This window comes from Kitasatospora sp. NPDC096140, from assembly GCF_040303045.1.
Lineage (GTDB): Bacteria > Actinomycetota > Actinomycetes > Streptomycetales > Streptomycetaceae > Kitasatospora.
Window position 1 is genome coordinate 80,437 of record NZ_JBEOUW010000010.1, and the last position, 21,899, is coordinate 102,335.

Here is a 21,899-nt window from a genome sequence, read left to right on the forward strand (position 1 = left end):
GTCGGGGGAGACCCACGGGTCGTCGGTCGAGGAGACCACCACGGTCGGGAACGGGAACGGCGCCAGTGCCACCGGGCGGAAGCCCCCCGGCCGGATGAGGCCGGGGGGCGTTGCCGTGTCGCAGGCGCGGTGCGTCAGCCCTGGCTGCCGCCACGACGCTTGCGGGCGATCACGACGAGCGCGCCACCGACCAGCAGCACGCCGCCGCCGGCCGCCGCGATCATCGGGGTCGCGTCGTTGCTACCGGTCTGGGCGAGCACCGGGCCGCTGCTGGTGGGCGCCGAGGAGGGCGTCGTGCTCGGGGTCGGGGTGGCCGACGGGGTCACGGTCGGCGTCGCGGTCGACGTCACGGTGGGCGTCGGCGTCGGCGTGGGGGTCTTCGTCGACGTCACGGTGGGCGTCGGCGTGGGGGTGGGGGTCTTGGTGGGGGTGGGGGTCGGAGTCGGGGTGTGGCACGGCTCGATCGTCTTGGTCTCGTTGATGTTCCACCCCTTCTCGTTCGGGTTCTCCGAGGTGGTGACCACCAGGTTCGCCTTGATCGGGGCGGTGTGGTCCTTCACCGGGAAGGTGCCGTGGAACTCGGCGGGGAAGGCCTTGTTGTCCAGGACCTTGTCGCCGTCGATGGTGAGGCTGACGGTGTTCTTCACGTCGGCCTTGGGGCTGTAGTTGATCAGATCGATCACGATCTTGTCGCAGGTCACCGACCAACTCGGCACGTGCGCCGAGGCGTTGGTGGCCAGCGCCAGGGGCAGTAGAAATCCGGCCGCCGCCGTGCCGGCCAGTGCCGCCGCGCCGATCCCGATGTGCCGCTGCTGTCGCGCCATTACGCTGTTCCCCTCCGAATGGTCTTGTGCAGCAGGCGTGTTGAATGGTTCGCGGTGGCCCGCTACGACTGTCCGGGGGACTCTACCGGCACTCCCGCTTCCCGCCACACCCCGCCGTACGACCGGATTTCGCCTGTCCGTCCGGTCTTCGATGTGCATGACCAGCCCATCACAGTCGCCACCTCGCGGAACGCGGATTCGGCAGACTTGAATGAACTTCGTCACCTTCCAGACAGAACGGCGCCACCGGTGATCGGGTTCAACCACTGGGGGTGCCGCTTCAATCAACCGACGAACATTCGGACTTTTCCTGCCTTATCAGGCCCTCTTGGCCTTGCGTCGGGCAACCACCACGATCGCGCCACCGGCGGCGATCACCACGGCACCGCCGATCGCCGGCGGCAGCACGTTCTGTCCGAACAGTCCCTCCACGCCCCGGACGCGGCGGGGCGCCCCGCCCCAAGATCGCCCATAAAGCCACCTACCATGGACGTCGTGCTTAAGACCACCCCCTTCTCCCTGCTCGCCGAGCGCTGGCAGCCCTCCGCCGCGATGGTCCGGCGCGCCGCGTTCGCCGCGCTGGTGATGAGCGTGGTGATCGTCGTCACCGGCGGCGCCGTCCGGCTCACCGCCTCCGGCCTCGGCTGTACGACCTGGCCCCGCTGCACCGACGAGAGCCTGACGCCCACCGCCGAGATGGGCTTCCACGGCATCGTCGAGTTCACCAACCGGATGCTCACCTACGTGCTGAGCGCCGCCGTCGGATGGGCGATCCTGGCCGCCCGCTGCCACCGCCGGCCTTCGGCCGGGGGGACGGCCACGCCCTGGCGGCGCAGCCTGACCAGGCTCGGCTGGGTGCAGTTCTGGCTGGTGATGAGCAACGCCGTGCTCGGCGGCATCACCGTGCTGACCGGCCTCAACCCGTACACCGTCGCGCTGCACATGATCGCCGCGATGGCCCTGGTCTGGGTCGCCCTGCTGATGTGGGAGCGCAGCAAGGAGGGCGACGGCCCGCCGAAGCTGTCGGTGGCCCGCCCGATCCAGCAGCTCTCCTACGTCCTGGTCACGGTGGTCGGCCTGCTGGTCGCGGCCGGCACCCTGGTGACCGGCGCCGGCCACCACCCGGGCACCCCCAAGGACAACAAGATCGTCCCGCGGATCCCGATCGACTACGACCGTCTCGCCCAGTTCCACGCCGACTTCGCCTTCGTCTCGGTCGGCCTGACCATCGCGGCGATCTTCGTCTTCGCCGCGATCAAGGCCCCGCAGCCCGCCCGCGCCCGCGCCAAGGAACTGCTCGCGGTCCTGCTGCTCCAGGGCGTGCTCGGCTTCGTCCAGTACTTCACCGACGCCCCGGAGCTGATGGTCGGCCTGCACATGTTCCTGGCCACGCTGACCTGGATCGCCGCGCTGCGCATCCCGCTCGCCCTGCGCACCCGCGAGGACGAGGCCGCCGCCGGGCAGCCGGCCGACCGGACCCCGCAGACCGCGGCCGCCTGAGGGCGCCGGGTACGACACCGGAACGGCACCGGACAGCGCGAAGGCCCGGTTCCCCCGCACGGGGGGAACCGGGCCTTCGCGTCGTCCGAGCGGGGCGTCAGCCGCCGAGCTGGATGCCGGCCATCCGCTTCCACTCGTACGGGCCGGTCTTGACCTTGAGGCCCAGCTCGCCCTCGAAGTCGTCGTGCAGGGTCAGCCCGGCCAGCTCCGCGGCCCGGCGGCCGACGGCGTAGCTGGGGGCCACCTGGTCGCCCCAGGCGCCGTCCGCGCCGACCACGACGATCCGGGTGGCCACGGCGCCGACGTACTCGACGACCGCGTCGGCGCTGCCGCCGTGCTGCTTGGCGAAGCTGGTCAGGTTCTTGGCGATGCGCTTGGCGCGGCGCTCGGTGCGGGCGTCCGGCGCGGCGGTGGCGGTCTCTGCGCTGCTCATGCCCGCATGCTACCCACCGGTACACGCCCTGGCGACGGGAGCGCCCTGTGCACCGGGACACATACTGGAGACGTGACGTTCAAAGGCTGGCCCTCCGAGGCGCTCGACTTCTACGAGCACCTGGAGGCCGACAACTCGAAGACCTTCTGGCAGGCCCACAAGGAGCAGTACGAGGACGCCGTACGGGCCCCGATGGAGCAGCTGCTCTCCGACCTGGAGCCGGAGTTCGGACAGGGGAAGATCTTCCGCCCGAACCGCGACATCCGCTTCAGCGCCGACAAGTCCCCGTACAAGACGCACATCGGCGCGCACCTGGAGAGCGGCGGCTACATCCAGCTCTCCGCCGACGGCCTGGCCTGCGGCAACGGCATGTACCAGCTCGCCCCGGACCAGCTGGAGCGCTACCGCGCCGCCGTCGCGGAGGACGTCACCGGCGCCGAGCTGGAACGGGTGATCGCCCGGGTGGAGAAGGACGGCCCGAAGGTGTTCGGCCGGGACTCCCTCAAGTCGGCCCCGCGCGGCTACCCCAAGGACCACCCCCGGATCGAGCTGCTGCGCCACAAGGGCCTGGTGGCCTGGCAGGAGTGGGAGCCCGCGAAGTGGCTGGGCACCCGCACCGCCTACACCCGGATCACCGCCTTCCTGCAGGCCTCCCTGCCGCTGCGGGACTGGCTGGACGGCCACGTCGGCCCCTCCGAGCTGCCGCCCCGCTGACGCACCGGAAACGGAAGAGCCGGAAACGGAAGAGCCCCGGTCCGAGGAGGACCGGGGCTCTTCCGCACGACGTCTACTTCACGAACGGGTCGATCGCGCACACCACGAACAGCAGCGACAGGTAGGTGATCGACCAGTGGAACAGCCGCATCTCCTTCAGCTTGGCGCCCACCACCCCGGCCTTGGCCCGCCCGTACAGCGCGTGCGCCTCGCGCAGCCAGAAGCCGCCGAGCAGCACCGCTGCGACGGGGTACAGCCAGCTCATGTGCCCCAGCGGCCACACCGCCAGCGAGGTCGCGACCATCACCCAGGAGTAGGCGACCACCTGCTTGCCGACCGCCACGTTGCCCTTGACGACCGGCAGCATCGGCACGCCCGCGCGCAGGTAGTCGTCGCGGACCTTCATCGACAGCACCCAGGTGTGCGGCGGGGTCCAGAAGAACACCACCAGGAACAGCGCCACCGCCACCCACGACACCGAGTCGGTCACCGAGGACCAGCCGATCAGCACCGGCATGCAGCCGGCGATGCCGCCCCAGACGATGTTCTGCGAGGTGCGCCGCTTCAGCCCGAGCGTGTAGACGAACACGTAGAACAGCAGCGCGCCCAGCGCCAGTCCGGCGGAGAGCCAGTTGACGCCCCAGCCGAGCACCGCGGTGGAGAGGACCGCGAGCGCGATGCCGAACACCAGCGCCTCGCGCGGCGACACCATCCCGGTGACGATCGGCCGGCGCTCGGTGCGGGACATCATCGCGTCGATGTCGCGGTCGATGTACATGTTGAGGGCGTTGGCGCCGCCCGCCGAGAGGTAGCCGCCGACGACGACCTTCAGGACCAGCAGCATGTTCGGCACGCCCTGCTGGGCCAGGAACATCACCGGCACGGTGCTCATCAGCAGCAGCTCGATGATCCGGGGCTTGGTCAGTGCGACGAACGCGCCGACACGGGCCCCGATCGGCCGGTGCGCAGGCGTCGCCCCGGTGACCCCGGCGGGACGGGTTTCGACGGCGGTCACTAACACCCCAACTGAAGATGAATCCTCGCAGGCGTCCACAGGAACGAAGGGTCCCGAATCGTCCGCTCTGCGCGTACCACGACACCATAGACGCTCCATATATCCCATCCGGCTCCGGGGTCCCCGGCGAGGCCGAACCGCACACCCCCGGGTGAACCGACTGGGTGAAGCCACGAACCGTCTCCGGCGGCCCCCGCTACCCCGTCCTGACCACCCCGGCGGCGGGCCGTCACGAAACAGGAGAGTCTGGGACAAAAGCAGTCATACGGGCCTAGTGGGAATCACCATGCGGAAATCCCGGTTGTCTCAGCACGGAGGGTGAGCCCCGGCCCGGACGGTAGGCTCGCACGCAGAAGCGGGATCTACCCTCCGTGACCGGCACCACCCAGCGTCGGGACCACAGCGCCGTGGCCGACCCGGTCCCCATTCACGGGGTCACTCTTCAATGGAAGGAGCCCTGAGACAGGGTGAGCACTGCGCCGACGAACGCATTCGAGTGGACCGATCTGGACGAGCGCACGGTTGACACCGCGCGAGTCCTCGCCATGGACGCTGTCCAGAAGGTCGGCAACGGGCACCCCGGGACGGCCATGTCGCTGGCCCCGGCCGCGTACCTGATCTTCCAGCGCTTCCTGCGCCACGACCCGACCGACCCGTCCTGGGTCGGCCGCGACCGCTTCGTCCTCTCCCCCGGGCACACCAGCCTGACGCTCTACACCCAGCTGTACCTCTCGGGCTACGGCCTGGAGCTGGACGACCTCAAGGCCTTCCGCGTCGCCGGCAGCCGCACCCCCGGTCACCCGGAGCACGGCCACACGGCCGGCGTCGAGACCACCACCGGCCCGCTGGGCCAGGGCATCGCCAACGCGGTCGGCATGGCGATGGCCGCCCGCTACGAGCGCGGCCTCTTCGACCCGCAGGCCCCGGCCGGCGAATCCCCCTTCGACCACACCATCTGGGCCATCGTCTCCGACGGCGACCTGGAGGAGGGCATCTCCGCCGAGGCCTCCTCGCTGGCCGGCCACCAGAAGCTGGGCAACCTGGTCGCGCTCTACGACGACAACCACATCTCGATCGAGGGCGACACCGAGACCGCCTTCTCCGAGGACGTCCTCAAGCGCTACGAGGCGTACGGCTGGCACGTCCAGCGGGTGACCCCGAAGTCCAACGGCGACATCGACGTGGCCGCCCTGGCCGACGCGCTGGCCGCGGCCAAGGCCGAGACCTCCCGCCCGTCGTTCATCGCGATGCGCACGATCATCGCCTGGCCCGCCCCGGACGCGCAGAACACCGCCAAGGCGCACGGCTCCGCGCTCGGCGCCGCCGAGATCGCCGCCACCAAGAAGGTCCTGGGCTTCGACCCGGAGAAGACCTTCGAGGTCAGCGACCAGGTCATCGAGCACGCCCGCCTGGTCATCAAGCGCGGCAAGGCCGCCCGCGACCAGTGGCAGCTGTCCTTCGACGCCTGGCGCGCCGCGGACGCGGACCGCGCCGCCGAGTTCGACCGCATCCAGGCCGGCGAGCTGCCCGAGGGCTGGAAGAAGGCCGTCCCGTCCTTCCCGGCCGGCAAGGACGTCGCCACCCGCAAGGCCTCCGGCGACACCCTCAAGGCGATCGGCGCGGTGATCCCGGAGCTGTGGGGCGGCTCGGCCGACCTCGCCGAGTCCAACCTCACCACCATCGACGAGGACAGCTCCTTCCTCCCCGAGGGCAACCCGCTGAAGTCGGCGAGCCCGTACGGCCGCACGATCCACTTCGGCATCCGCGAGCACGCCATGGGCTCGACCATGAACGGCATCGCCCTGCACGGCAGGACCCGTGTGTACGGCGGCACCTTCCTGGTCTTCGCCGACTACATGCGCCCCGCCGTCCGCCTGGCCGCGCTGATGAAGCTGCCGGTCACCTACGTCTGGACGCACGACTCGATCGGCCTCGGCGAGGACGGCCCGACCCACCAGCCGGTCGAGCACCTGGCCTCGCTGCGCGCCATCCCGGGCCTGGCCATGGTCCGCCCGGCCGACGCCAACGAGACCGCCGTCGCCTGGCGCACCGTCGTCGAGCGCCAGACCAGCCACCCGGGCCCGGTCGGCCTGGCCCTCACCCGCCAGGGCGTCCCGACCTTCGACCGCGAGGTCTTCGGCTCCGCCGAGGGCACCGCCAAGGGCGGCTACATCCTGGCCGAGGCCTCCACCGGCGACCCGCAGCTGATCCTGCTCGGCACCGGCTCCGAGGTCCAGCTGGCCGTCAAGGCCCGCGAGGTGCTGGAGGCCGAGGGCATCGCGACCCGCGTGGTCTCCATGCCGTCCTTCGAGTGGTTCCAGGAGCAGGACCAGGCCTACCGCGACAGCGTGCTGCCGCCGTCGGTCAAGGCCCGGGTGTCGGTCGAGGCCGGCATCGCCCAGGGCTGGCGCGAGCTGGTCGGCGACCACGGCCGCATCGTCTCGCTGGAGCACTTCGGCGCCTCCGCCGACTACAAGGTGCTCTTCGAGGAGTTCGGCATCACCGCCGAGCGCGTGGTGGCCGAGGCCCACAACGCCCTGCGCTCCCTCGAAGCCGTCAACCGCTAGCCGCCAGGGCCGCGTACCCGCCCGCACGCGAGTACGCGGCCCCCTCCGCCTACCCCACGAAGCAGAAGAAGCAAGGGACTGAAGCACCATGACTGACGCACTGAAGCGCCTCAGCGACGAAGGCGTTGCGATCTGGCTGGACGACCTCAGCCGCAAGCGGCTCAACTCCGGCAACCTGGCCGAACTGGTGCAGAACAAGCACGTGGTGGGCGTCACCACCAACCCGACCATCTTCCAGAAGGCGATCGCCGGCAGCGGCGACGACTCCTACGACGGTCAGCTGCGCGACCTCGCCGTCCGCAAGGTCACCACCGACGAGGCGATCCGCATGATCACCACCTCCGACGTGCGCGACGCGGCCGACGTGCTGCGCCCGGTCTACGACGCCTCCAACGGCCGCGACGGCCGGGTCTCCATCGAGGTCGACCCGCGCCTGGCGCACGAGACCGCCCCCACCGTGGCCGAGGCCAAGCAGCTGTGGTGGCTGGTCGACCGCCCGAACGTCTTCATCAAGATCCCCGCCACCAAGGCCGGCCTGCCCGCGATCAGCGAGGTCATCGGCCGGGGCATCAGCGTCAACGTCACGCTGATCTTCTCGCTGGAGCGCTACAAGGCCGTCATCGACGCCTACCTGACCGGCCTGGAGTCCGCCAAGGCCAAGGGCCTGGACCTCTCCCAGATCGAGTCGGTCGCCTCCTTCTTCGTGTCCCGCGTGGACACCGAGATCGACAAGCGCCTGGACAAGATCGGCGGCGACGCCAAGGACCTGCGCTCCAAGGCCGCCCTGGCCAACGCCCGCCTCGCCTACCAGGCGTACGAGGAGGTCTTCGGCAGCGTCGACGGCAAGACCGCCGGCAACGCGCGCTGGAAGGCCCTGGAGGCCGCCGGCGCCAAGCCGCAGCGCCCGCTGTGGGCCTCCACCGGTGTCAAGGACCCGGCCCTGCCGGACACCCTGTACGTCACCGAGCTGGTCGCCCCCGGCACCGTCAACACCATGCCCGAGGCCACCCTGGACGCCACCGGCGACCACGGCGTGATCACCGGCAACACCATCGTCCCCAACTACGCCGACGCCAAGGCCGTGCTGGACGCGATCGCCGCGGCCGGCGTGGACTACGACGACGTGGTCCAGGTCCTGGAGGACGAGGGCGTCGAGAAGTTCGAGCAGTCCTGGAACGAGCTGCTCGACACCGTCACCGCCTCGCTCGCCTCCTTCGCCGACGAGAAGTGACCCCTGCTCACAGCCAGCGCACGAAAGCGGAGCCCATCAAGTGAGCACTGATTTCCCTGAGTTGACTTCGGATTCGGACGCGGACGACCTCCCGCCCACCCCCGTCAACCCGCTTCGTGACCCCTCGGACCGACGGCTCCCGCGCATCGCGGGGCCGTCGGGTCTGGTCATCTTCGGGGTCACCGGCGACCTGTCCCGCAAGAAGCTGATGCCGGCCATCTACGACCTGGCCAACCGCGGTCTGCTTCCGCCGGGCTTCTCCCTCGTCGGCTTCGCCCGCCGCGAGTGGGACGACGAGGACTTCGCGAAGGAGGTGCACGACGCCGTCCGGGACCACGCCCGCACCCCGTTCCGGGAGGAGGTCTGGCAGCAGCTCGCCAAGGGCATGCGCTTCGTGCACGGCACCTTCGACGACGACGACGCCTTCGACAAGCTCCGCGCGACCATCGAGGAGCTGGACAAGGCCCAGGGCACCGGCGGCAACTTCGCCTTCTACCTGTCCGTCCCGCCGAAGTTCTTCCCGACGGTCGTCCAGCAGCTCAAGAAGCACGGTCTGGCCGACCCGCCGCAGGGCTCCTGGCGCCGCGCCGTCATCGAGAAGCCCTTCGGCCACGACCTGGAGAGCGCGCAGGAGCTCAACAAGGTCGTCCACGAGGTCTTCCCCCGGGACGAGGTCTTCCGGATCGACCACTACCTGGGCAAGGAGACGGTCCAGAACATCCTGGCGCTGCGCTTCGCCAACCAGATGTTCGAGCCGATCTGGAACCGGTCGTACGTCGACCACGTGCAGATCACCATGGCCGAGGACATCGGCATCGGCGGCCGGGCCGGCTACTACGACGGCATCGGCTCCGCCCGTGACGTCATCCAGAACCACCTGCTCCAGCTGATGGCGCTCACCGCCATCGAGGAGCCGGCCTCCTTCCACCCGAAGGCACTGGTCGCCGAGAAGCTCAAGGTGCTCAGCGCCGTCAAGCTCCCGGCCGACCTCGGCCGGCACACCGTGCGCGGCCAGTACGCCTCCGGCTGGCAGGGCGGCGAGGAGGTCGTCGGCTATCTGGACGAGGACGGCATCAACCCGGACTCCAAGACCGACACCTACGCGGCCATCAAGCTGGAGATCAACAACCGCCGCTGGGCGGGCGTCCCGTTCTACCTGCGCACCGGCAAGCGCCTGGGCCGCCGGGTCACCGAGATCGCGGTGGTCTTCCAGCGCGCCCCGTACCTGCCGTTCGACTCCTACGCGACCGAGGAGCTGGGGCAGAACGCCCTGGTCATCCGGGTCCAGCCGGACGAGGGCGTGACGGTGCGGTTCGGCTCCAAGGTGCCGGGCACCTCCTTCGAGGTCCGTGACGTCACGATGGACTTCGCCTACGGCGAGTCCTTCACCGAGTCCAGCCCGGAGGCGTACGAGCGGCTCATCCTCGACGTGCTGCTCGGCGACGCCAACCTGTTCCCGCGCCACCAGGAGGTCGAGCTCTCCTGGCAGATCCTCGACCCGATCGAGAAGTACTGGGACACCCACGGCAAGCCCGCCCAGTACGCGGCGGGGACCTGGGGCCCCGTCGAGGCGGACGAGATGCTCGCACGAGACGGCAGGAGCTGGCGCCGGCCATGAAGATCGACCTCACCAACACGACGTCGAGCAAGATCAACGCCGCGCTCATGGAGGCGCGCCGGGCCAGCGGCTCCACGGCCGCCGGCATGGTGCTCACCCTGGTGATCGTGACCGACGAGGGCAGCGCCTACGACGCCCTCAAGGCCGCCAACGACGCCTCCCGCGAGCACCCCTCGCGCACCCTCGCGGTGATCAAGCGCGCCGGGCGCTCGCCCCGGGCCCGCGCCGAGACCCGCCTGGACGCCGAGATCCTGGTCGGCTCGGACGCCGGCTCCGGCGAAACCGTCATCCTGCGCATGCACGGCGAGCTCGCCGCGCACGCCCAGTCGGTCGTCCTGCCGCTGCTGCTGCCGGACGCCCCGGTCGTGGTCTGGTGGCCGGACAACGCGCCGCTGCACCCGGCCCAGGACCCGCTGGGCTCGCTCGCCCAGCGCCGGATCACCGACGCCGTCACCGCCGAGTCCCCGGTCGGCCAGCTCGCCCAGCGGGCCCAGAGCTACACCCCGGGCGACACCGATCTGGCCTGGACCCGGATCACCGGCTGGCGCTCCATGCTGGCCGCCGCGCTGGACCAGCGGCCGTCCACGATCATCTCCGCGGCGGTCGAGGGCGAGTCCTACAACCCCAGCGTCGAGCTGCTCGGCCTGTGGCTGACCAACCGGCTGCACGTGCCGGTCGAGCGGGTCGTCACCGGCGGCCCCGGCATCACCGCGGTGCACCTGCGCACCACGGACGGGGACGTCACGCTGGACCGCCCGGACGGCCTGATGGGCACGCTCTCCATGCCCGGCTCGCCGGACCGCCAGGTGGCGCTCAAGCGGCGCGAGACCTCGGAGCTGATCGCCGAGGAGCTGCGCCGCCTGGACCCGGACGACATCTACGCGACGGCCGTGCGCACGCCCGTCGAGCGGCTGCGCGAGCCGGCCAACGCCGAGACCGCGGCGGCCGGGCTGGTCGCCCGGGAGGCCGCCGGGGACACCGGGGACGCCGCCGAGGACACGGTGGCCAACCCGGAGCGGATCACGTCCGACGCGTCGGACAAGAAGCCCGCCAAGAAGGCCGCCGGCAAGCGCACCACCAAGGAAAGCGCATGACCAACGCGACCCCGCAGCTGGTCGTCCACCGGGACAAGGAGCTGATGGCCCAGGCGGCCGCGGCCCGGCTGATCACCCGGATCGTGGACGCCCAGGCCGCGCGCGGCACCGCCTCGGTGGTGCTCACCGGTGGTCGCAACGGCAACGCCCTGCTGGCCGCGATCGCCGCCTCCCCGGCGCGCGACGCGGTCGACTGGGGCCGGCTGGACCTCTGGTGGGGCGACGAGCGGTTCGTGTCCGCCGCCGACCCGGACCGCAACGCGGTCCAGGCGCGGGCCGAGCTGCTGGACGCCGTCCCGCTCGACCCGGCGCGGGTGCACGAGATGCCCGCCTCGGACGGGCCGGACGGCTCGGACGTGGAGGCCGCCGCCGCCCGCTACGCGGAGGAGCTGGCGAAGGCGGCCGGGCCCGGCGACCGGCTGGGCGTCCCCGCCTTCGACGTGCTGCTGCTCGGCGTCGGCCCGGACACCCACGTCGCCTCGCTCTTCCCCGAGCACCCGGGCGTGCGGGAGACCGAGCTGACCGTGATCGGCGTGCGCGGGGCCCCCAAGCCCCCGCCGACCCGGATCTCGCTCACCCTCCCGGCCATCCGGGCCGCCCGTGAGGTCTGGCTGCTGGCCGCCGGCGAGGACAAGGCGGGCGCGGTCGCGCTGGCCCTGTCCGGCCCCGGCGAGATCCAGGCGCCCGCCTCCGGCGCGTACGGTCGCAGCCGCACCCTGATGCTGCTGGACCGCGCCGCCGCCGAGCGGATCCCGCCGCAGCTCTACCCGCCGGCCTCGGCGTAGGGCCGGCAGGCAACGGCGAAGGGCGCCACCGTCGATGACGGTGGCGCCCTTCGCCGTTCCGGTCGCCTCAGATCTCGCCGCGGAGCTTCGCCAGCGCCTCGGCCAGGATCGCCTCGCCGTCGGCGTCGGTGCGCCGCTCACGGACGTAGGCGAGGTGGGTCTTGTACGGCTCGTTGCGCGAGGGAGCCGGCGGGTTGTGCTGGTCCTGCCCGGCCGGGAAGCCGCAGCGCGGGCAGTCCCAGGTGTCCGGGATCGCCGCTTCGGCGGCGAAGCTGGGCCGGGTCTCGTGCTTGTTGGCGCACCAGAAGGAGATCCGGTTGCGCGGGGCGGACTCGCCGCGCTCCGCCTCGCCCATCGGGCCGGCCCCAACCCTGCTGCCACGGATGGCATTGCCACTTGCCACGGTCTGACTCCCTGCGTACTGGTGCGCCGACCCGCCGCGGAGCGCGTCGGTGGCGAAAGTCGTCCTAGTGTAAGCAGGAGTTAAGGATCCGCCACCATCGCCTCCGCCCCCGACCGCTCCAGGATAGGCGCTCGGGCGACGGGGCGTCAGGCTTGTGTCAGCTCTGGTACTTCAGCACCAGGCCCAGGACGATGATGGAGGCGAACCAGCCCAGGCCGACCACGATGGTGATGCGGTCGAGGTTGCGCTCGGCCACCGCCGAGCCGCCGCCGGTGGACATCGCGCCACCGCCGAACATGTCCGACAGGCCGCCGCCCTTCCCCTTGTGCAGCAGCACCAGGAGGATCATCAGCAGGCTGAAGATGATCAGGGCAATCGAGAACCCGAGAACCACGACGGGACCAACTCTCTCGTATCTTCGGCGAAGGGGCCGGGCCGCGTACGGCGGTCCGACCCCAAAGCCTACGTTGCTGCAGCGGCGTTAGCCTACTGCCTGCTCACGGTAGCGCACGATCTTGACGAACTCGTCGGCGTCCAGCGAGGCACCGCCGATCAGGCCGCCGTCGATGTCGGGCTTGGCCATCAGACCGGCCGCGCTCGACGACTTGACCGAACCGCCGTACAGCACGCGGACCTTGCCGGCCAGCTCGGCGTCGTACAGCTCGGCGATCCGCTTGCGGATGGCGGCGCAGACCTCCTGCGCGTCCTCCGGGGTGGCCACCTCGCCGGTGCCGATCGCCCAGACCGGCTCGTACGCGACCACGACGGTCTCGGCCTGGTGGGCCGGGACGTCCGCCAGGCCGCCGTCCAGCTGGGCCAGGGTGTACTCGACGTGGGTACCGGCCTTGCGGATGTCCAGCGGCTCGCCGATGCACAGGATCGGGGTGATCCCGGCGCGGTAGGCGGCCTTCACCTTGGCGTTGACGATCTCCTCGTTCTCGCCGTGGTACTGGCGGCGCTCCGAGTGGCCGATCACCGCGTAGGTGCACTGGAGCTTGGCCAGCATCGGCCCGGAGACCTCGCCGGTGTAGGCGCCGCCGTCGTGCTGCGAGATGTCCTGCGAGCCGTACTTGATCTTCAGCTTGTCGCCGAAGACCAGGGTCTGCACCGAGCGCAGGTCGGTGAACGGCACCAGGACGGCGACCTCGACGGCCTCGTAGTCCTTGTCGGCCAGCGCGAACGCCAGCTTCTGGGTGTGCTGGATGGCCTCAAGGTGGTTGAGGTTCATCTTCCAGTTGCCCGCCATGAGCGGGAGACGGTCGGTCATGTGCTTTCAGTCCTCCAGAGCGGCGAGGCCGGGGAGGGTCTTGCCCTCCAGGTATTCGAGGCTGGCGCCGCCGCCGGTCGAGATGTGTCCGAAGGCGTTCTCGTCGAAGCCCAGGATGCGGACGGCCGCGGCGGAGTCGCCGCCGCCGACGACGGTGAACGCGTCGCTGTCCAGCAGGCCCTGCGCGACGGCCTTGGTGCCGTTCGCGTAGTCCGGGTGCTCGAAGACGCCCATCGGGCCGTTCCAGAACACCGTGCCGGCGTCGGCCAGCTTGGCCGCGTACAGCTCGCGGGTCTTCGGGCCGATGTCCAGGCCCTCCTTGTCGGCCGGGATCGCGTCCGCGGCGACGAGGTCCGGGTTCGCCGGGGTCTTGCCCTTGAGGTCCGGGAACTCGGCGGAGACCAGCACGTCGACCGGCAGGACGAACTCGACGCCCCGCTTCTCGGCCTCGGCCAGGTACTCCAGGCAGACCGGGATCTGGTCCGCCTGCAGCAGCGAGATGCCGACCTCGTGGCCCTTGGCCTTGAGGAAGGTGTACGCCATGCCGCCGCCGATCAGGATCCGGTCGGCCTTCTTCAGCAGGTTGTCGATCACGCCGAGCTTGTCGGAGACCTTGGCGCCGCCGAGCACCACCACGTACGGGCGCCGCACCTCGTCGGTGAGCTTCTTCAGCACGCCGACCTCGGTGGCGATCAGGTCGCCGGCGGCGTGCGGCAGGAGCTTCGGCAGGTCGAACACCGAGGCGTGCTTGCGGTGCACGGCGCCGAAGCCGTCACCGACGTACAGGTCGGCCAGGGCGGCCAGCTGCTCGGCGAAGGCGCCGCGCTCGGCGTCGTCCTTGCTGGTCTCGCCGGCGTTGAAGCGCAGGTTCTCCAGCAGCGCGACCTCGCCGTCCGCCAGCGCGGCGACGGTGGCCGCGGCGCTGTCGCCGACGGTGTCGGTGGCGAAGGCGACGTCCTTGCCGAGGATCTCGCCGAGCCGCTTGGCCGCGGGCGCGAGGGAGAACTTCGGGTCCGGCTCGCCCTTGGGACGGCCGAGGTGCGAGGCCACGACGACCTTCGCGCCGGCGGCGGCCAGCTTGGCGATGGTCGGGGCGACGGCGCGGATCCGGCCGTCGTCGGTGATCGTCTCGCCGTCCAGCGGGACGTTCAGGTCGGCGCGCACGAACACGCGCTTTCCTGCGGCACCGGCTTCGATGAGCTCTTCGATGGTCTTCACGGGGATTCGGTTGCTCCTGGGGAGATGGTCGATGCGCAGAGGCGGCACGGCGCAGGGGCCGCCTGAGAAGTCCTTGAGCGCGGAGCGAGGGCCCGGTCGGCACGGTGCGCCGTCCGGGCCCTCGCCCCTACATCACGTCAGCTCCCACGCGTCAGAGCTGGCCACCGACGAGGGTGACCAGGTCGACGACGCGGTTCGAGTAGCCCCACTCGTTGTCGTACCAGCCGAGCACCTTGACCTGGTTGCCCTGGACCATGGTGAGCTGGCTGTCGAAGATGCAGGAGGCCGGGTCGTTGACGATGTCCGAGGAGACGATCGGGTCCTCGGTGTAGGCCAGGATGCCCTTGAGCGGGCCCTCCTGCGCGGCCTTCTGGAAGGCCGCGTTGACCTCGTCCTTGGTGACCTCGCGCTCCAGGGTGACGACCAGGTCCGTGATGGAACCGGTCGGGACCGGGACGCGCAGCGAGGTGCCGTCCAGCTTGCCCTTCAGCTCCGGCAGGACCAGGGCGGTCGCCTTGGCGGCACCGGTCGAGGTCGGGATGATGTTCTGGCTCGCCGCACGAGCACGGCGCAGGTCCTTGTGCGGGAAGTCCAGGGTGACCTGGTCGTTGGTGAACGCGTGGACGGTGGTCATCAGACCCTTGACGATGCCGAAGGCCTCGTTCAGCACCTTGGCCATCGGCGCCACGCAGTTGGTGGTGCAGGAGGCGTTGGAGATGACGTGGTGGTTGGCCGCGTCGTACTTGTCGTCGTTGACGCCCAGGACGATGGTGACGTCCTCGTCGGTCGCGGGCGCCGAGATGATGACCTTCTTCGCGCCGGCGGCGAGGTGCTTCTTCGCAGCCTCGGCCTTGGTGAAGATGCCGGTGGACTCGACGACGATGTCGGCGCCCAGGGCGGCCCACGGCAGGTTGGCCGGGTCACGCTCGGCGGTCACCTTGAAGGTGTGGCCGTCGACGGTGATGCTGTCCTCGGTGTGCGAGACCTCGGCCTGGAGGGTACCCAGGGTGGTGTCGTACTTGAGCAGGTGAGCCAGGGTCTTCGTGTCGGTGAGGTCGTTGACACCGACGATCTCGATGTCCGCGCCCTGGGCCTTGACCGCACGGAAGAAGTTGCGGCCGATGCGGCCGAAGCCGTTGATGCCTACCCGGATCGTCACGAACCGATCTCCTCGTTAGGTACGCCGGGCCGGAGCCCGACGGGGGTGAGATTTGGGAAGTCCCCGACCGCCTATGACCCTACCCCTCCGGGGCCTTTTGGGGCACATCGCGCCACCTCGTGAGACGTGGCGTGGCGTGCCCCGAAGGCGGTTCCGGGCCGTCCGGCCTTGGTCCGGCGGGCAGTTGGTCCCGGGGCCAGTGGTCTCTACCAATTCGGGGGTTCGGCGGGCACCCGGAAACGACCCGGAAACGACGAAGGCCGGCACCCGGGGAGCCGGGCGCCGGCCGTGTCGTGATCACGGACCGCGGGCGTCAGTTCATCGCCATCTCGTCGGTCAGGCTGGCCTCGGTGCTCGGCAGGCCGAGCTCGGAGGCGCGCTTGTCCGCCATCGCCAGCAGGCGGCGGATCCGGCCGGCCACCGCGTCCTTGGTCAGCGGCGGGTCGGCGAGTGCGCCCAGCTCCTCCAGCGAGGCCTGCTTGTGCTGCATCCTCAGCTGGCCGGCCGCGGCCAGGTGCTCGGGCACCTCCTCGCCGAGGATCTCCAGCGCGCGGGCGACCCGCGCGCCGGCCGCCACCGCGGCGCGGGCCGAGCGGCGCAGGTTGGCGTCGTCGAAGTTGGCGAGCCGGTTCGCGGTGGCCCGCACCTCGCGCCGCATCCGGCGCTCCTCCCAGGCGAGCACCGACTCGTGCGCGCCGAGGCGGGTCAGCAGCGCGCCGATCGCGTCGCCGTCGCGGATCACCACCCGGTCCACGCCGCGGACCTCGCGGGCCTTGGCCGGGATGCCGAGCCGGCGGGCGGCGCCGACCAGCGCCAGCGCCGCCTCGGAGCCGGGGCAGGTGATCTCCAGCGAGGAGGAGCGGCCCGGCTCGGTGAGCGAGCCGTGCGCCAGGAAGGCCCCGCGCCAGGCCGCCTCGGCGTCGCAGGTGGCACCGGAGACGACCGCCGGCGGCAGGCCGCGGATCGGACGCCCGCGCCCGTCGACCAGCCCGGTCTGGCGCGCGAGCAGCTCGCCGTCCTTGACCACGCGGACCACGAAGCGGCTGCCGCGGCGCAGCCCGCCGGGGGCCATCACGACGAGGTCGGAGGAGTGCCCGAAGATCTCCAGGAGGTCCTTGCGCAGCCGCCGTGCCGCCGCCCCGGTGTCCAGCTCCGCCTCGATCACGATGCGGCCGCTCACGATGTGCAGCCCGCCCGCGAACCGCAGGATCGCCGACACCTCCGCCTTGCGACAGCAGGCCCGGGTGACCGGGAGCCGGCTGATCTCGTCCTTCACCGCTGGAGTCATCGCCATGGCCCGATCCTTCCATGTGTCCGGAAAATCCGGTCGTACGCTGCCGCCAACAGCTCGGGGTCGTGTCGCGGCGTGCCGTCGGTGCGGGCCACCGAACCGAGCACCAGGGCGGCGCCCATCCGCTCGGCCGCCTTCTCCAGTCCGTCGAGGTCCGCCTGGCCGAAGGCGCCGCCGGTGACGGCTCGCTCGTCCACCAGGATCGCATCCACCGCGAGCTCCGGGGCGTGGTCGGCGATGACCTCCAGGTGGCGCTGCGGGGTGAAGCCCTCGGTCTCGCCGGGCTGGGGGGCGAGGTTCAGGGTGAGCAGGCGGCGGGCGCGGGTCTCGGTGAGCGCCTTGGCCAGCTCGGGCACCAGCAGGTGCGGCAGCACGCTGGTGAACCAGGAGCCGGGGCCGAGCACCACCCAGTCCGCCTCGCGGACGGCGGTGACCGCCTCCGGGACGGCGGGCGGCCCGTCCGGGAGCAGCCGGATCGACTGCACGGTGCCCGGGGTGACCGCGACGTTCGCCTGGCCCCGGACCGCCGACACCTCGCCGGGCAGCGCCGGGTCGTGGCCGCGCACGGTCGCCTCGATGTCCAGCGGCACCGCCGACATCGGCAGCACCCGGCCCTGGACGTTGAGCAGCCGGCCGACCCAGTCCAGGGCCTCCACCGGGTCGCCCAGCTTCTCCCACAGCGCGACGATCAGCAGGTTGCCGACGGCGTGGCCGCCGAGCTCGCCGTTGCCGGTGAAGCGCTGCTGGATCACCTCGGACCAGGTGCGGCCCCAGTCGTCGTCCCCGCACAGCGCGGCCAGCGCCTTGCGCAGGTCGCCCGGGGGCAGCACCCCCAGCTCGCTGCGCAGCCGTCCGCTGGAGCCGCCGTCGTCGGCGACGGTGACCACGGCGGTGAGGTCGCTGGTCAGGCGGCGCAGCGCGGACAGCGAGGCGGACAGGCCCTGGCCGCCGCCCAGCGCGGTGATCCGGGGGGCCGGATTGGCCCTGGCGGGACTGCTGCGCGGACGGCTCGGCGCCGGGGGCCGGGCCGGGCTGCCCGCCCGGTCACCGGTCCTGCTCTGCGTCTGTCGCCCGGGCACGTATCCCGCCACACATCACCTCGCGTTCCTCGGCCCCGCCACCGGCTCCGCCGGGGGCCCGGCAGGGAAGGCGGCGGTTACTCCCGTCCCATGTCACGGTGGACGAGCACCGTCTCGACTCCGTCGGCGATGAGACGCTTGGTCAGACGCTCGGACATGGCGACGCTGCGGTGCTTGCCACCGGTGCAGCCTACGGCAAGCGTCATGTAGCGCTTCCCCTCGCGTCGGTAGCCCTCGGTCACGATCCGCAACAGCTCGGTGTAGCCGTCCAGGAACTCGTTGGCTCCGGGCTGCCGGAACACGTAGTCGGCGACGTCCGTATCGGTGCCGGTGCGGGCCCGCAGCTCGGGCACCCAGTGCGGGTTCGGCAGGAAGCGGCAGTCCACCACGAGGTCGGCGTCGACCGGCAGGCCGTACTTGAAGCCGAAGGACATCACGGTGGCGCGCAGCTCGGGTTCGTCGTGGTCGGCGAACTGGGCGTCCAGCTTGGCACGCAGCTGGTGCACGTTGAGGTTCGAGGTGTCGATCACCAGGTCGGCCTCGCCGCGCAGGTCGCGCAGCAGGTCGCGCTCCTGGGCGATGCCGTCCACGATCCGGCCGTCGCCCTGCAACGGGTGCGGGCGGCGGACGTTCTCGAAGCGGCGCACCAGCGCGTCGTCGGAGGAGTCCAGGAAGACGACCCGCAGCCGGACGCCGCGCTTCTCCAGCTCGTCCAGCGAGGTGAGCAGGTCGTCGAAGAACTGGCGGCCGCGGACGTCCACGACGACGCCGATCCGGGCGACGTTGCCCTGGGACCGGGCGCCCAGGTCGACCATGGTCGGGATCAGGGCCGGCGGCAGGTTGTCCACCACGAACCAGCCTAGGTCCTCCAGGCACTTGGCGGCGGTGGAGCGGCCGGCTCCGGACATGCCGGAGATGATCACCAGCTCCGGCGCGTTCTCGGCCACGTCTGACACGGTCACTTCGGTTCCCCGCTCTCGGTCTTTCTGCTGGGGAGAACGCGCACGGCACGGCCGCCCTTCCCCGGCCCGGGCAGGCGGGCGGGGTCGGGGCACACCGGCTGACGGGCGGCGTCGGCCGTCATGGCGTCTCCTGGGATGGTGCGGTCTGGGGTGCTGCTGCCGCCGGCTCGGCGGCCTGGTCGGCCCCGTCCTCGATGATCTCGCCGGTCGCGGTGTTGACCGCGGGTGCGGCGGGTGTACGGGACGACAACGCCGCCGCAACAGTCTCCGCAGTGCGGCGTCCGATGCCGGGTACCGCGCAGAGTTCGTCCACGGTGGCGGCCCGGAGCTTCTTCAGCGAGCCGAAGTGCTTGAGCAGCGCCTGGCGGCGAGTCTCGCCGAGGCCCGGGACGGAGTCCAGCTCCCCGGCGGTGAGTCGCTTGGAACGCTTGTTGCGCTGGTAGCCGATCGCGAAGCGGTGGGCCTCGTCGCGGACCCGCTGGAGCAGGTAGAGGCCCTCACTGGAGCGGGGCAGCACCACCGGGTCGTCCTCGCCGGGCAGCCACACCTCCTCCAGGCGCTTGGCCAGACCGCACAGCGCGACGTCGTCGATGCCGAGTTCGTCCAGGGCGCGCTTGGCGGCGGCGACCTGCGGCTGGCCGCCGTCGACCACCAGCAGCTGGGGCGGGTAGGCGAAGCGCCTGGGGCGGCCCTCCTCGGTGCGCGGGCCGTCCTCGGGCTGCTCGTCCTCCTCGGGGACGGCCCACTCGCCGGTCTGCTCGCGCTCCTGGAGGTAGCGGCGGAAGCGGCGGCCGATCACCTCGTGCATGGAGCGGACGTCGTCCTGGCCCTCGAAGCCCTTGATCTGGAAGCGCCGGTACTCGCTCTTGCGGGCCAGGCCGTCCTCGAAGACGACCATGGAGGCGACCACGTCCTCGCCCTGGAGGTGGGAGATGTCGTAGCACTCGATGCGCAGCGGGACGGAGTCCAGCTCCAGCGCGTCGGCGATCTCCTGCAGGGCGCGGCTGCGGGTGGTGAGGTCGGAGGCGCGCTTGGTCTTGTGCAGCGCGAGCGCCTGCTGGGCGTTGCGCTGCACGGTGGCCATCAGGTCCTTCTTGTCGCCGCGCTGCGGGATGCGCAGGTCGACCTGGCTGCCGCGCAGGCCGGCCAGCCACTCCCGCACCGGTTCGACCGGCTCGGGCAGGGCGGGGACGAGCACCTCGCGCGGGACGGACTCGCCGCCGCCGTAGAGCTGCTGGAGGGCGTGCTCGACCAGGCCGGCGGTGTCGACGTCCTCGACCTTGTCGGTGACCCAGCCGCGCTGGCCGCGCACCCGGCCGCCGCGGACGTGGAAGATCTGCACGGCGGCTTCGAGTTCGTCCTCGGCGAGGGCCAGCAGGTCGGCGTCGGTGGCGTCGGCGAGCACGATGGCGTTCTTCTCCATCGCGCGCTTGAGGGCGCCGATGTCGTCGCGCAGCCGGGCCGCCTTCTCGTACTCCAGCTCGGCCGCGGCCTCCTGCATCTGCTCTTCCAGCCGGTGCAGGTAGTTGCCGGTGCGCCCGGCCATGAAGTCGCAGAAGTCCTCGGCCAGCTCCCGGTGTTCGTCCGCCGAGACCTTGCCGACGCAGGGCGCGGCGCACTTGCCGATGTAGCCGAGCAGGCAGGGCCGGCCGACCTGGCGGGCGCGCTTGAAGACGCCGTTGGAGCAGGTGCGGACGGGGAAGACACGCAGCAGCAGGTCGACCGTCTCGCGGATGGCCCAGGCGTGCCCGTAGGGGCCGAAGTAGCGCACGCCCTTCTTGTGCGCCCCACGCATCACCTGGACCCGCGGGTACTCCTCGTTGAGGGTGACGGCGAGTTCCGGATAGCTCTTGTCGTCGCGGTACTTGACGTTGAACCGCGGGTCGAACTCCTTGATCCAGGAGTACTCCAGCTGGAGCGCCTCGACCTCGGTGCCGACCACGGTCCACTCCACCGAGGCGGCGGTGGTGACCATGGTCGCGGTGCGCGGGTGCAGGCCGGCCAGGTCCTGGAAGTAGGACGACAGGCGCGGCCGCAGGCTCTTGGCCTTGCCGACGTAGATGACCCGGCCGTGGGCGTCACGGAACTTGTAGACGCCCGGGGAGGTCGGGATCGCGCCGGGCGCCGGGCGGTAGGTGCTCGGGTCAGCCATGGGTCCACCGTACCGAGTGGGGACGGGGCCGCGGGGAGGAGATCAACTCGACGGGGGTCAACTGCTTCAGCTCGGGGTCACCTTGAGGTTCCCGCCCTCGACCGTGACGGTGTAGGCGGGCAGCGGGGAGGGGGCCGGGCCGTCCTGCACGGCGCCGTCGGCGATGCCGAAGCGGCTGCCGTGGCAGGGGCACTGGATCTGCTGGTTCTTCACCTGGTCCACGATGCAGCCGGCGTGGGTGCACTTGGCGCTGAAGGCCTTGTACTGGCCGGCGGTCGGCTGGGTCACCACGATCTTCTGCTCGCGGTACACCTTGCCGCCGCCCTCCGGTACGGCCGAGGCCGCGCCGAGGTCCACCGGGCCCTTGGCGGTGCCGCCGGAGCCGGAGGAGCCCGAGGAGGACGAGCTGCAGCCGGTCACGGCCACGGTGCCGCCGGCCGCCAGGACGGCCGCGGCCCCGCAGAGCAGGGTGCGGCGGGAGGCGGTGGGGCTGGTCTCGGGGGCCTCGGACATCGGTGCGCTCCTACGGTTGCTGCTGCTGCGAGGGACCACGGAAGTCTATGCCGCACGCGCCCCGCCGCTCCCGG

20 protein-coding genes are annotated in these 21,899 nt (G+C 71.3%); 7 read left to right on the forward strand and 13 right to left on the reverse strand.

Features of this window, described 5'->3' with window-relative positions; all coding sequences use genetic code 11:
- Positions 1 to 134 precede the first annotated feature (134 nt).
- Positions 135 to 824 (reverse strand): LAETG motif-containing sortase-dependent surface protein, encoded by a 690-nt coding sequence (locus tag ABT048_RS12795; protein WP_350521379.1) that lies wholly within the window; start codon positions 822 to 824, stop codon positions 135 to 137.
- A 486-nt stretch (positions 825 to 1,310) separates the two neighbouring features.
- On the opposite strand from ABT048_RS12795, the gene ABT048_RS12800 reads away from it, so the two are divergent.
- A complete protein-coding gene (locus ABT048_RS12800) occupies positions 1,311 to 2,324 on the forward strand; it encodes a COX15/CtaA family protein (RefSeq protein ID WP_502894001.1) in 1,014 nt (337 codons plus the stop codon).
- Positions 2,325 to 2,421: 97 nt separating this feature from the next.
- On the opposite strand, the gene ABT048_RS12805 is transcribed toward ABT048_RS12800, so the two are convergent.
- On the reverse strand, positions 2,422 to 2,757 hold the full coding sequence (locus ABT048_RS12805; RefSeq protein WP_350521380.1) for a hypothetical protein: 336 nt from the start codon (positions 2,755 to 2,757) through the stop codon (positions 2,422 to 2,424).
- Between the two features lie 72 nt (positions 2,758 to 2,829).
- On the opposite strand from ABT048_RS12805, the gene ABT048_RS12810 reads away from it, so the two are divergent.
- Positions 2,830 to 3,471, forward strand: a complete 642-nt coding sequence (locus ABT048_RS12810; RefSeq protein WP_350521381.1) for a DUF2461 domain-containing protein — start codon at positions 2,830 to 2,832, stop codon at positions 3,469 to 3,471.
- Positions 3,472 to 3,544: 73 nt separating this feature from the next.
- On the opposite strand, the gene ABT048_RS12815 is transcribed toward ABT048_RS12810, so the two are convergent.
- Complete coding sequence (locus ABT048_RS12815; protein WP_350521382.1) at positions 3,545 to 4,492, reverse strand: heme o synthase; 948 nt, start codon at positions 4,490 to 4,492, stop codon at positions 3,545 to 3,547.
- Positions 4,493 to 4,953: 461 nt separating this feature from the next.
- Between ABT048_RS12815 and tkt the strand changes: the two genes are divergently transcribed.
- From tkt to pgl, 5 genes are all read left to right on the forward strand, one after another.
- Complete coding sequence (tkt, locus tag ABT048_RS12820; protein WP_350521383.1) at positions 4,954 to 7,053, forward strand: transketolase; 2,100 nt, start codon at positions 4,954 to 4,956, stop codon at positions 7,051 to 7,053.
- A gap of 88 nt (positions 7,054 to 7,141) precedes the next feature.
- Positions 7,142 to 8,284 carry a transaldolase gene (gene tal, locus ABT048_RS12825; RefSeq protein ID WP_350521384.1) on the forward strand — a complete coding sequence of 381 codons (1,143 nt, stop codon included), beginning with the start codon at positions 7,142 to 7,144 and terminating at the stop codon, positions 8,282 to 8,284.
- A 61-nt stretch (positions 8,285 to 8,345) separates the two neighbouring features.
- Positions 8,346 to 9,902: a glucose-6-phosphate dehydrogenase gene (gene zwf, locus ABT048_RS12830; RefSeq protein ID WP_350521385.1), complete on the forward strand. Its 1,557-nt coding sequence runs from the start codon at positions 8,346 to 8,348 to the stop codon at positions 9,900 to 9,902.
- Positions 9,899 to 10,996: a glucose-6-phosphate dehydrogenase assembly protein OpcA gene (opcA, locus tag ABT048_RS12835; protein WP_350521386.1), complete on the forward strand. Its 1,098-nt coding sequence runs from the start codon at positions 9,899 to 9,901 to the stop codon at positions 10,994 to 10,996. The genes zwf and opcA overlap by 4 nt, the downstream gene beginning before the upstream one ends.
- A complete protein-coding gene (pgl, locus tag ABT048_RS12840) occupies positions 10,993 to 11,781 on the forward strand; it encodes a 6-phosphogluconolactonase (protein ID WP_350521387.1) in 789 nt (262 codons plus the stop codon). Before opcA ends, pgl begins: the two co-directional genes overlap by 4 nt.
- Positions 11,782 to 11,848: 67 nt before the next feature.
- Here pgl and ABT048_RS12845 read toward each other — a convergent pair whose 3' ends face one another.
- The 10 genes from ABT048_RS12845 to ABT048_RS12890 all read right to left on the reverse strand — a co-directional run bounded on the left by ABT048_RS12845 (position 11,849) and on the right by ABT048_RS12890 (position 21,825).
- Positions 11,849 to 12,136: an RNA polymerase-binding protein RbpA gene (locus ABT048_RS12845; RefSeq protein WP_030238413.1), complete on the reverse strand. Its 288-nt coding sequence runs from the start codon at positions 12,134 to 12,136 to the stop codon at positions 11,849 to 11,851.
- A 205-nt stretch (positions 12,137 to 12,341) separates the two neighbouring features.
- Positions 12,342 to 12,578 (reverse strand): preprotein translocase subunit SecG, encoded by a 237-nt coding sequence (gene secG / locus ABT048_RS12850; RefSeq protein WP_350521388.1) that lies wholly within the window; start codon positions 12,576 to 12,578, stop codon positions 12,342 to 12,344.
- An 87-nt stretch (positions 12,579 to 12,665) separates the two neighbouring features.
- On the reverse strand, positions 12,666 to 13,451 hold the full coding sequence (tpiA, locus tag ABT048_RS12855; protein WP_350521389.1) for a triose-phosphate isomerase: 786 nt from the start codon (positions 13,449 to 13,451) through the stop codon (positions 12,666 to 12,668).
- Positions 13,452 to 13,457: 6 nt separating this feature from the next.
- A complete protein-coding gene (locus tag ABT048_RS12860; RefSeq protein WP_350521390.1) occupies positions 13,458 to 14,669 on the reverse strand; it encodes a phosphoglycerate kinase in 1,212 nt (403 codons plus the stop codon).
- Between the two features lie 151 nt (positions 14,670 to 14,820).
- On the reverse strand, positions 14,821 to 15,828 hold the full coding sequence (gene gap, locus ABT048_RS12865; protein WP_350521391.1) for a type I glyceraldehyde-3-phosphate dehydrogenase: 1,008 nt from the start codon (positions 15,826 to 15,828) through the stop codon (positions 14,821 to 14,823).
- 313 nt (positions 15,829 to 16,141) lie between these two features.
- Positions 16,142 to 17,122, reverse strand: a complete 981-nt coding sequence (gene whiA / locus ABT048_RS12870) for a DNA-binding protein WhiA (RefSeq protein ID WP_350521392.1) — start codon at positions 17,120 to 17,122, stop codon at positions 16,142 to 16,144.
- Positions 17,113 to 18,210, reverse strand: coding sequence for a gluconeogenesis factor YvcK family protein (locus tag ABT048_RS12875; RefSeq protein ID WP_350521393.1), 1,098 nt, complete (start codon positions 18,208 to 18,210; stop codon positions 17,113 to 17,115). Before ABT048_RS12875 ends, whiA begins: the two co-directional genes overlap by 10 nt.
- A 65-nt stretch (positions 18,211 to 18,275) precedes the next feature.
- Positions 18,276 to 19,160 carry an RNase adapter RapZ gene (gene rapZ / locus ABT048_RS12880; RefSeq protein ID WP_350521394.1) on the reverse strand — a complete coding sequence of 295 codons (885 nt, stop codon included), beginning with the start codon at positions 19,158 to 19,160 and terminating at the stop codon, positions 18,276 to 18,278.
- Between the two features lie 118 nt (positions 19,161 to 19,278).
- Positions 19,279 to 21,312 carry an excinuclease ABC subunit UvrC gene (gene uvrC, locus ABT048_RS12885; protein WP_350521395.1) on the reverse strand — a complete coding sequence of 678 codons (2,034 nt, stop codon included), beginning with the start codon at positions 21,310 to 21,312 and terminating at the stop codon, positions 19,279 to 19,281.
- Positions 21,313 to 21,378: 66 nt separating this feature from the next.
- Positions 21,379 to 21,825 (reverse strand): Rieske (2Fe-2S) protein, encoded by a 447-nt coding sequence (locus ABT048_RS12890; RefSeq protein WP_350521396.1) that lies wholly within the window; start codon positions 21,823 to 21,825, stop codon positions 21,379 to 21,381.
- Positions 21,826 to 21,899 lie beyond the last annotated feature (74 nt).

Bases quoted from the DNA above. Each gene is read 5' to 3' on its own strand.
- ABT048_RS12795 (WP_350521379.1), bottom strand. From the start codon at position 824: ATGGCGCGACAGCAGCGGCACATCGGGATCGGCGCGGCGGCACTGGCC.
- ABT048_RS12800 (WP_502894001.1), top strand. From the start codon at position 1,311: ATGGACGTCGTGCTTAAGACCACCCCCTTCTCCCTGCTCGCCGAGCGC.
- ABT048_RS12805 (WP_350521380.1), bottom strand. From the start codon at position 2,757: ATGAGCAGCGCAGAGACCGCCACCGCCGCGCCGGACGCCCGCACCGAG.
- tal (WP_350521384.1), top strand. From the start codon at position 7,142: ATGACTGACGCACTGAAGCGCCTCAGCGACGAAGGCGTTGCGATCTGG.
- opcA (WP_350521386.1), top strand. From the start codon at position 9,899: ATGAAGATCGACCTCACCAACACGACGTCGAGCAAGATCAACGCCGCG.
- pgl (WP_350521387.1), top strand. From the start codon at position 10,993: ATGACCAACGCGACCCCGCAGCTGGTCGTCCACCGGGACAAGGAGCTG.
- ABT048_RS12845 (WP_030238413.1), bottom strand. From the start codon at position 12,136: ATGGGCGAGGCGGAGCGCGGCGAGTCCGCCCCGCGCAACCGGATCTCC.
- tpiA (WP_350521389.1), bottom strand. From the start codon at position 13,451: ATGACCGACCGTCTCCCGCTCATGGCGGGCAACTGGAAGATGAACCTC.
- whiA (WP_350521392.1), bottom strand. From the start codon at position 17,122: ATGGCGATGACTCCAGCGGTGAAGGACGAGATCAGCCGGCTCCCGGTC.
- uvrC (WP_350521395.1), bottom strand. From the start codon at position 21,312: ATGGCTGACCCGAGCACCTACCGCCCGGCGCCCGGCGCGATCCCGACC.
- ABT048_RS12890 (WP_350521396.1), bottom strand. From the start codon at position 21,825: ATGTCCGAGGCCCCCGAGACCAGCCCCACCGCCTCCCGCCGCACCCTG.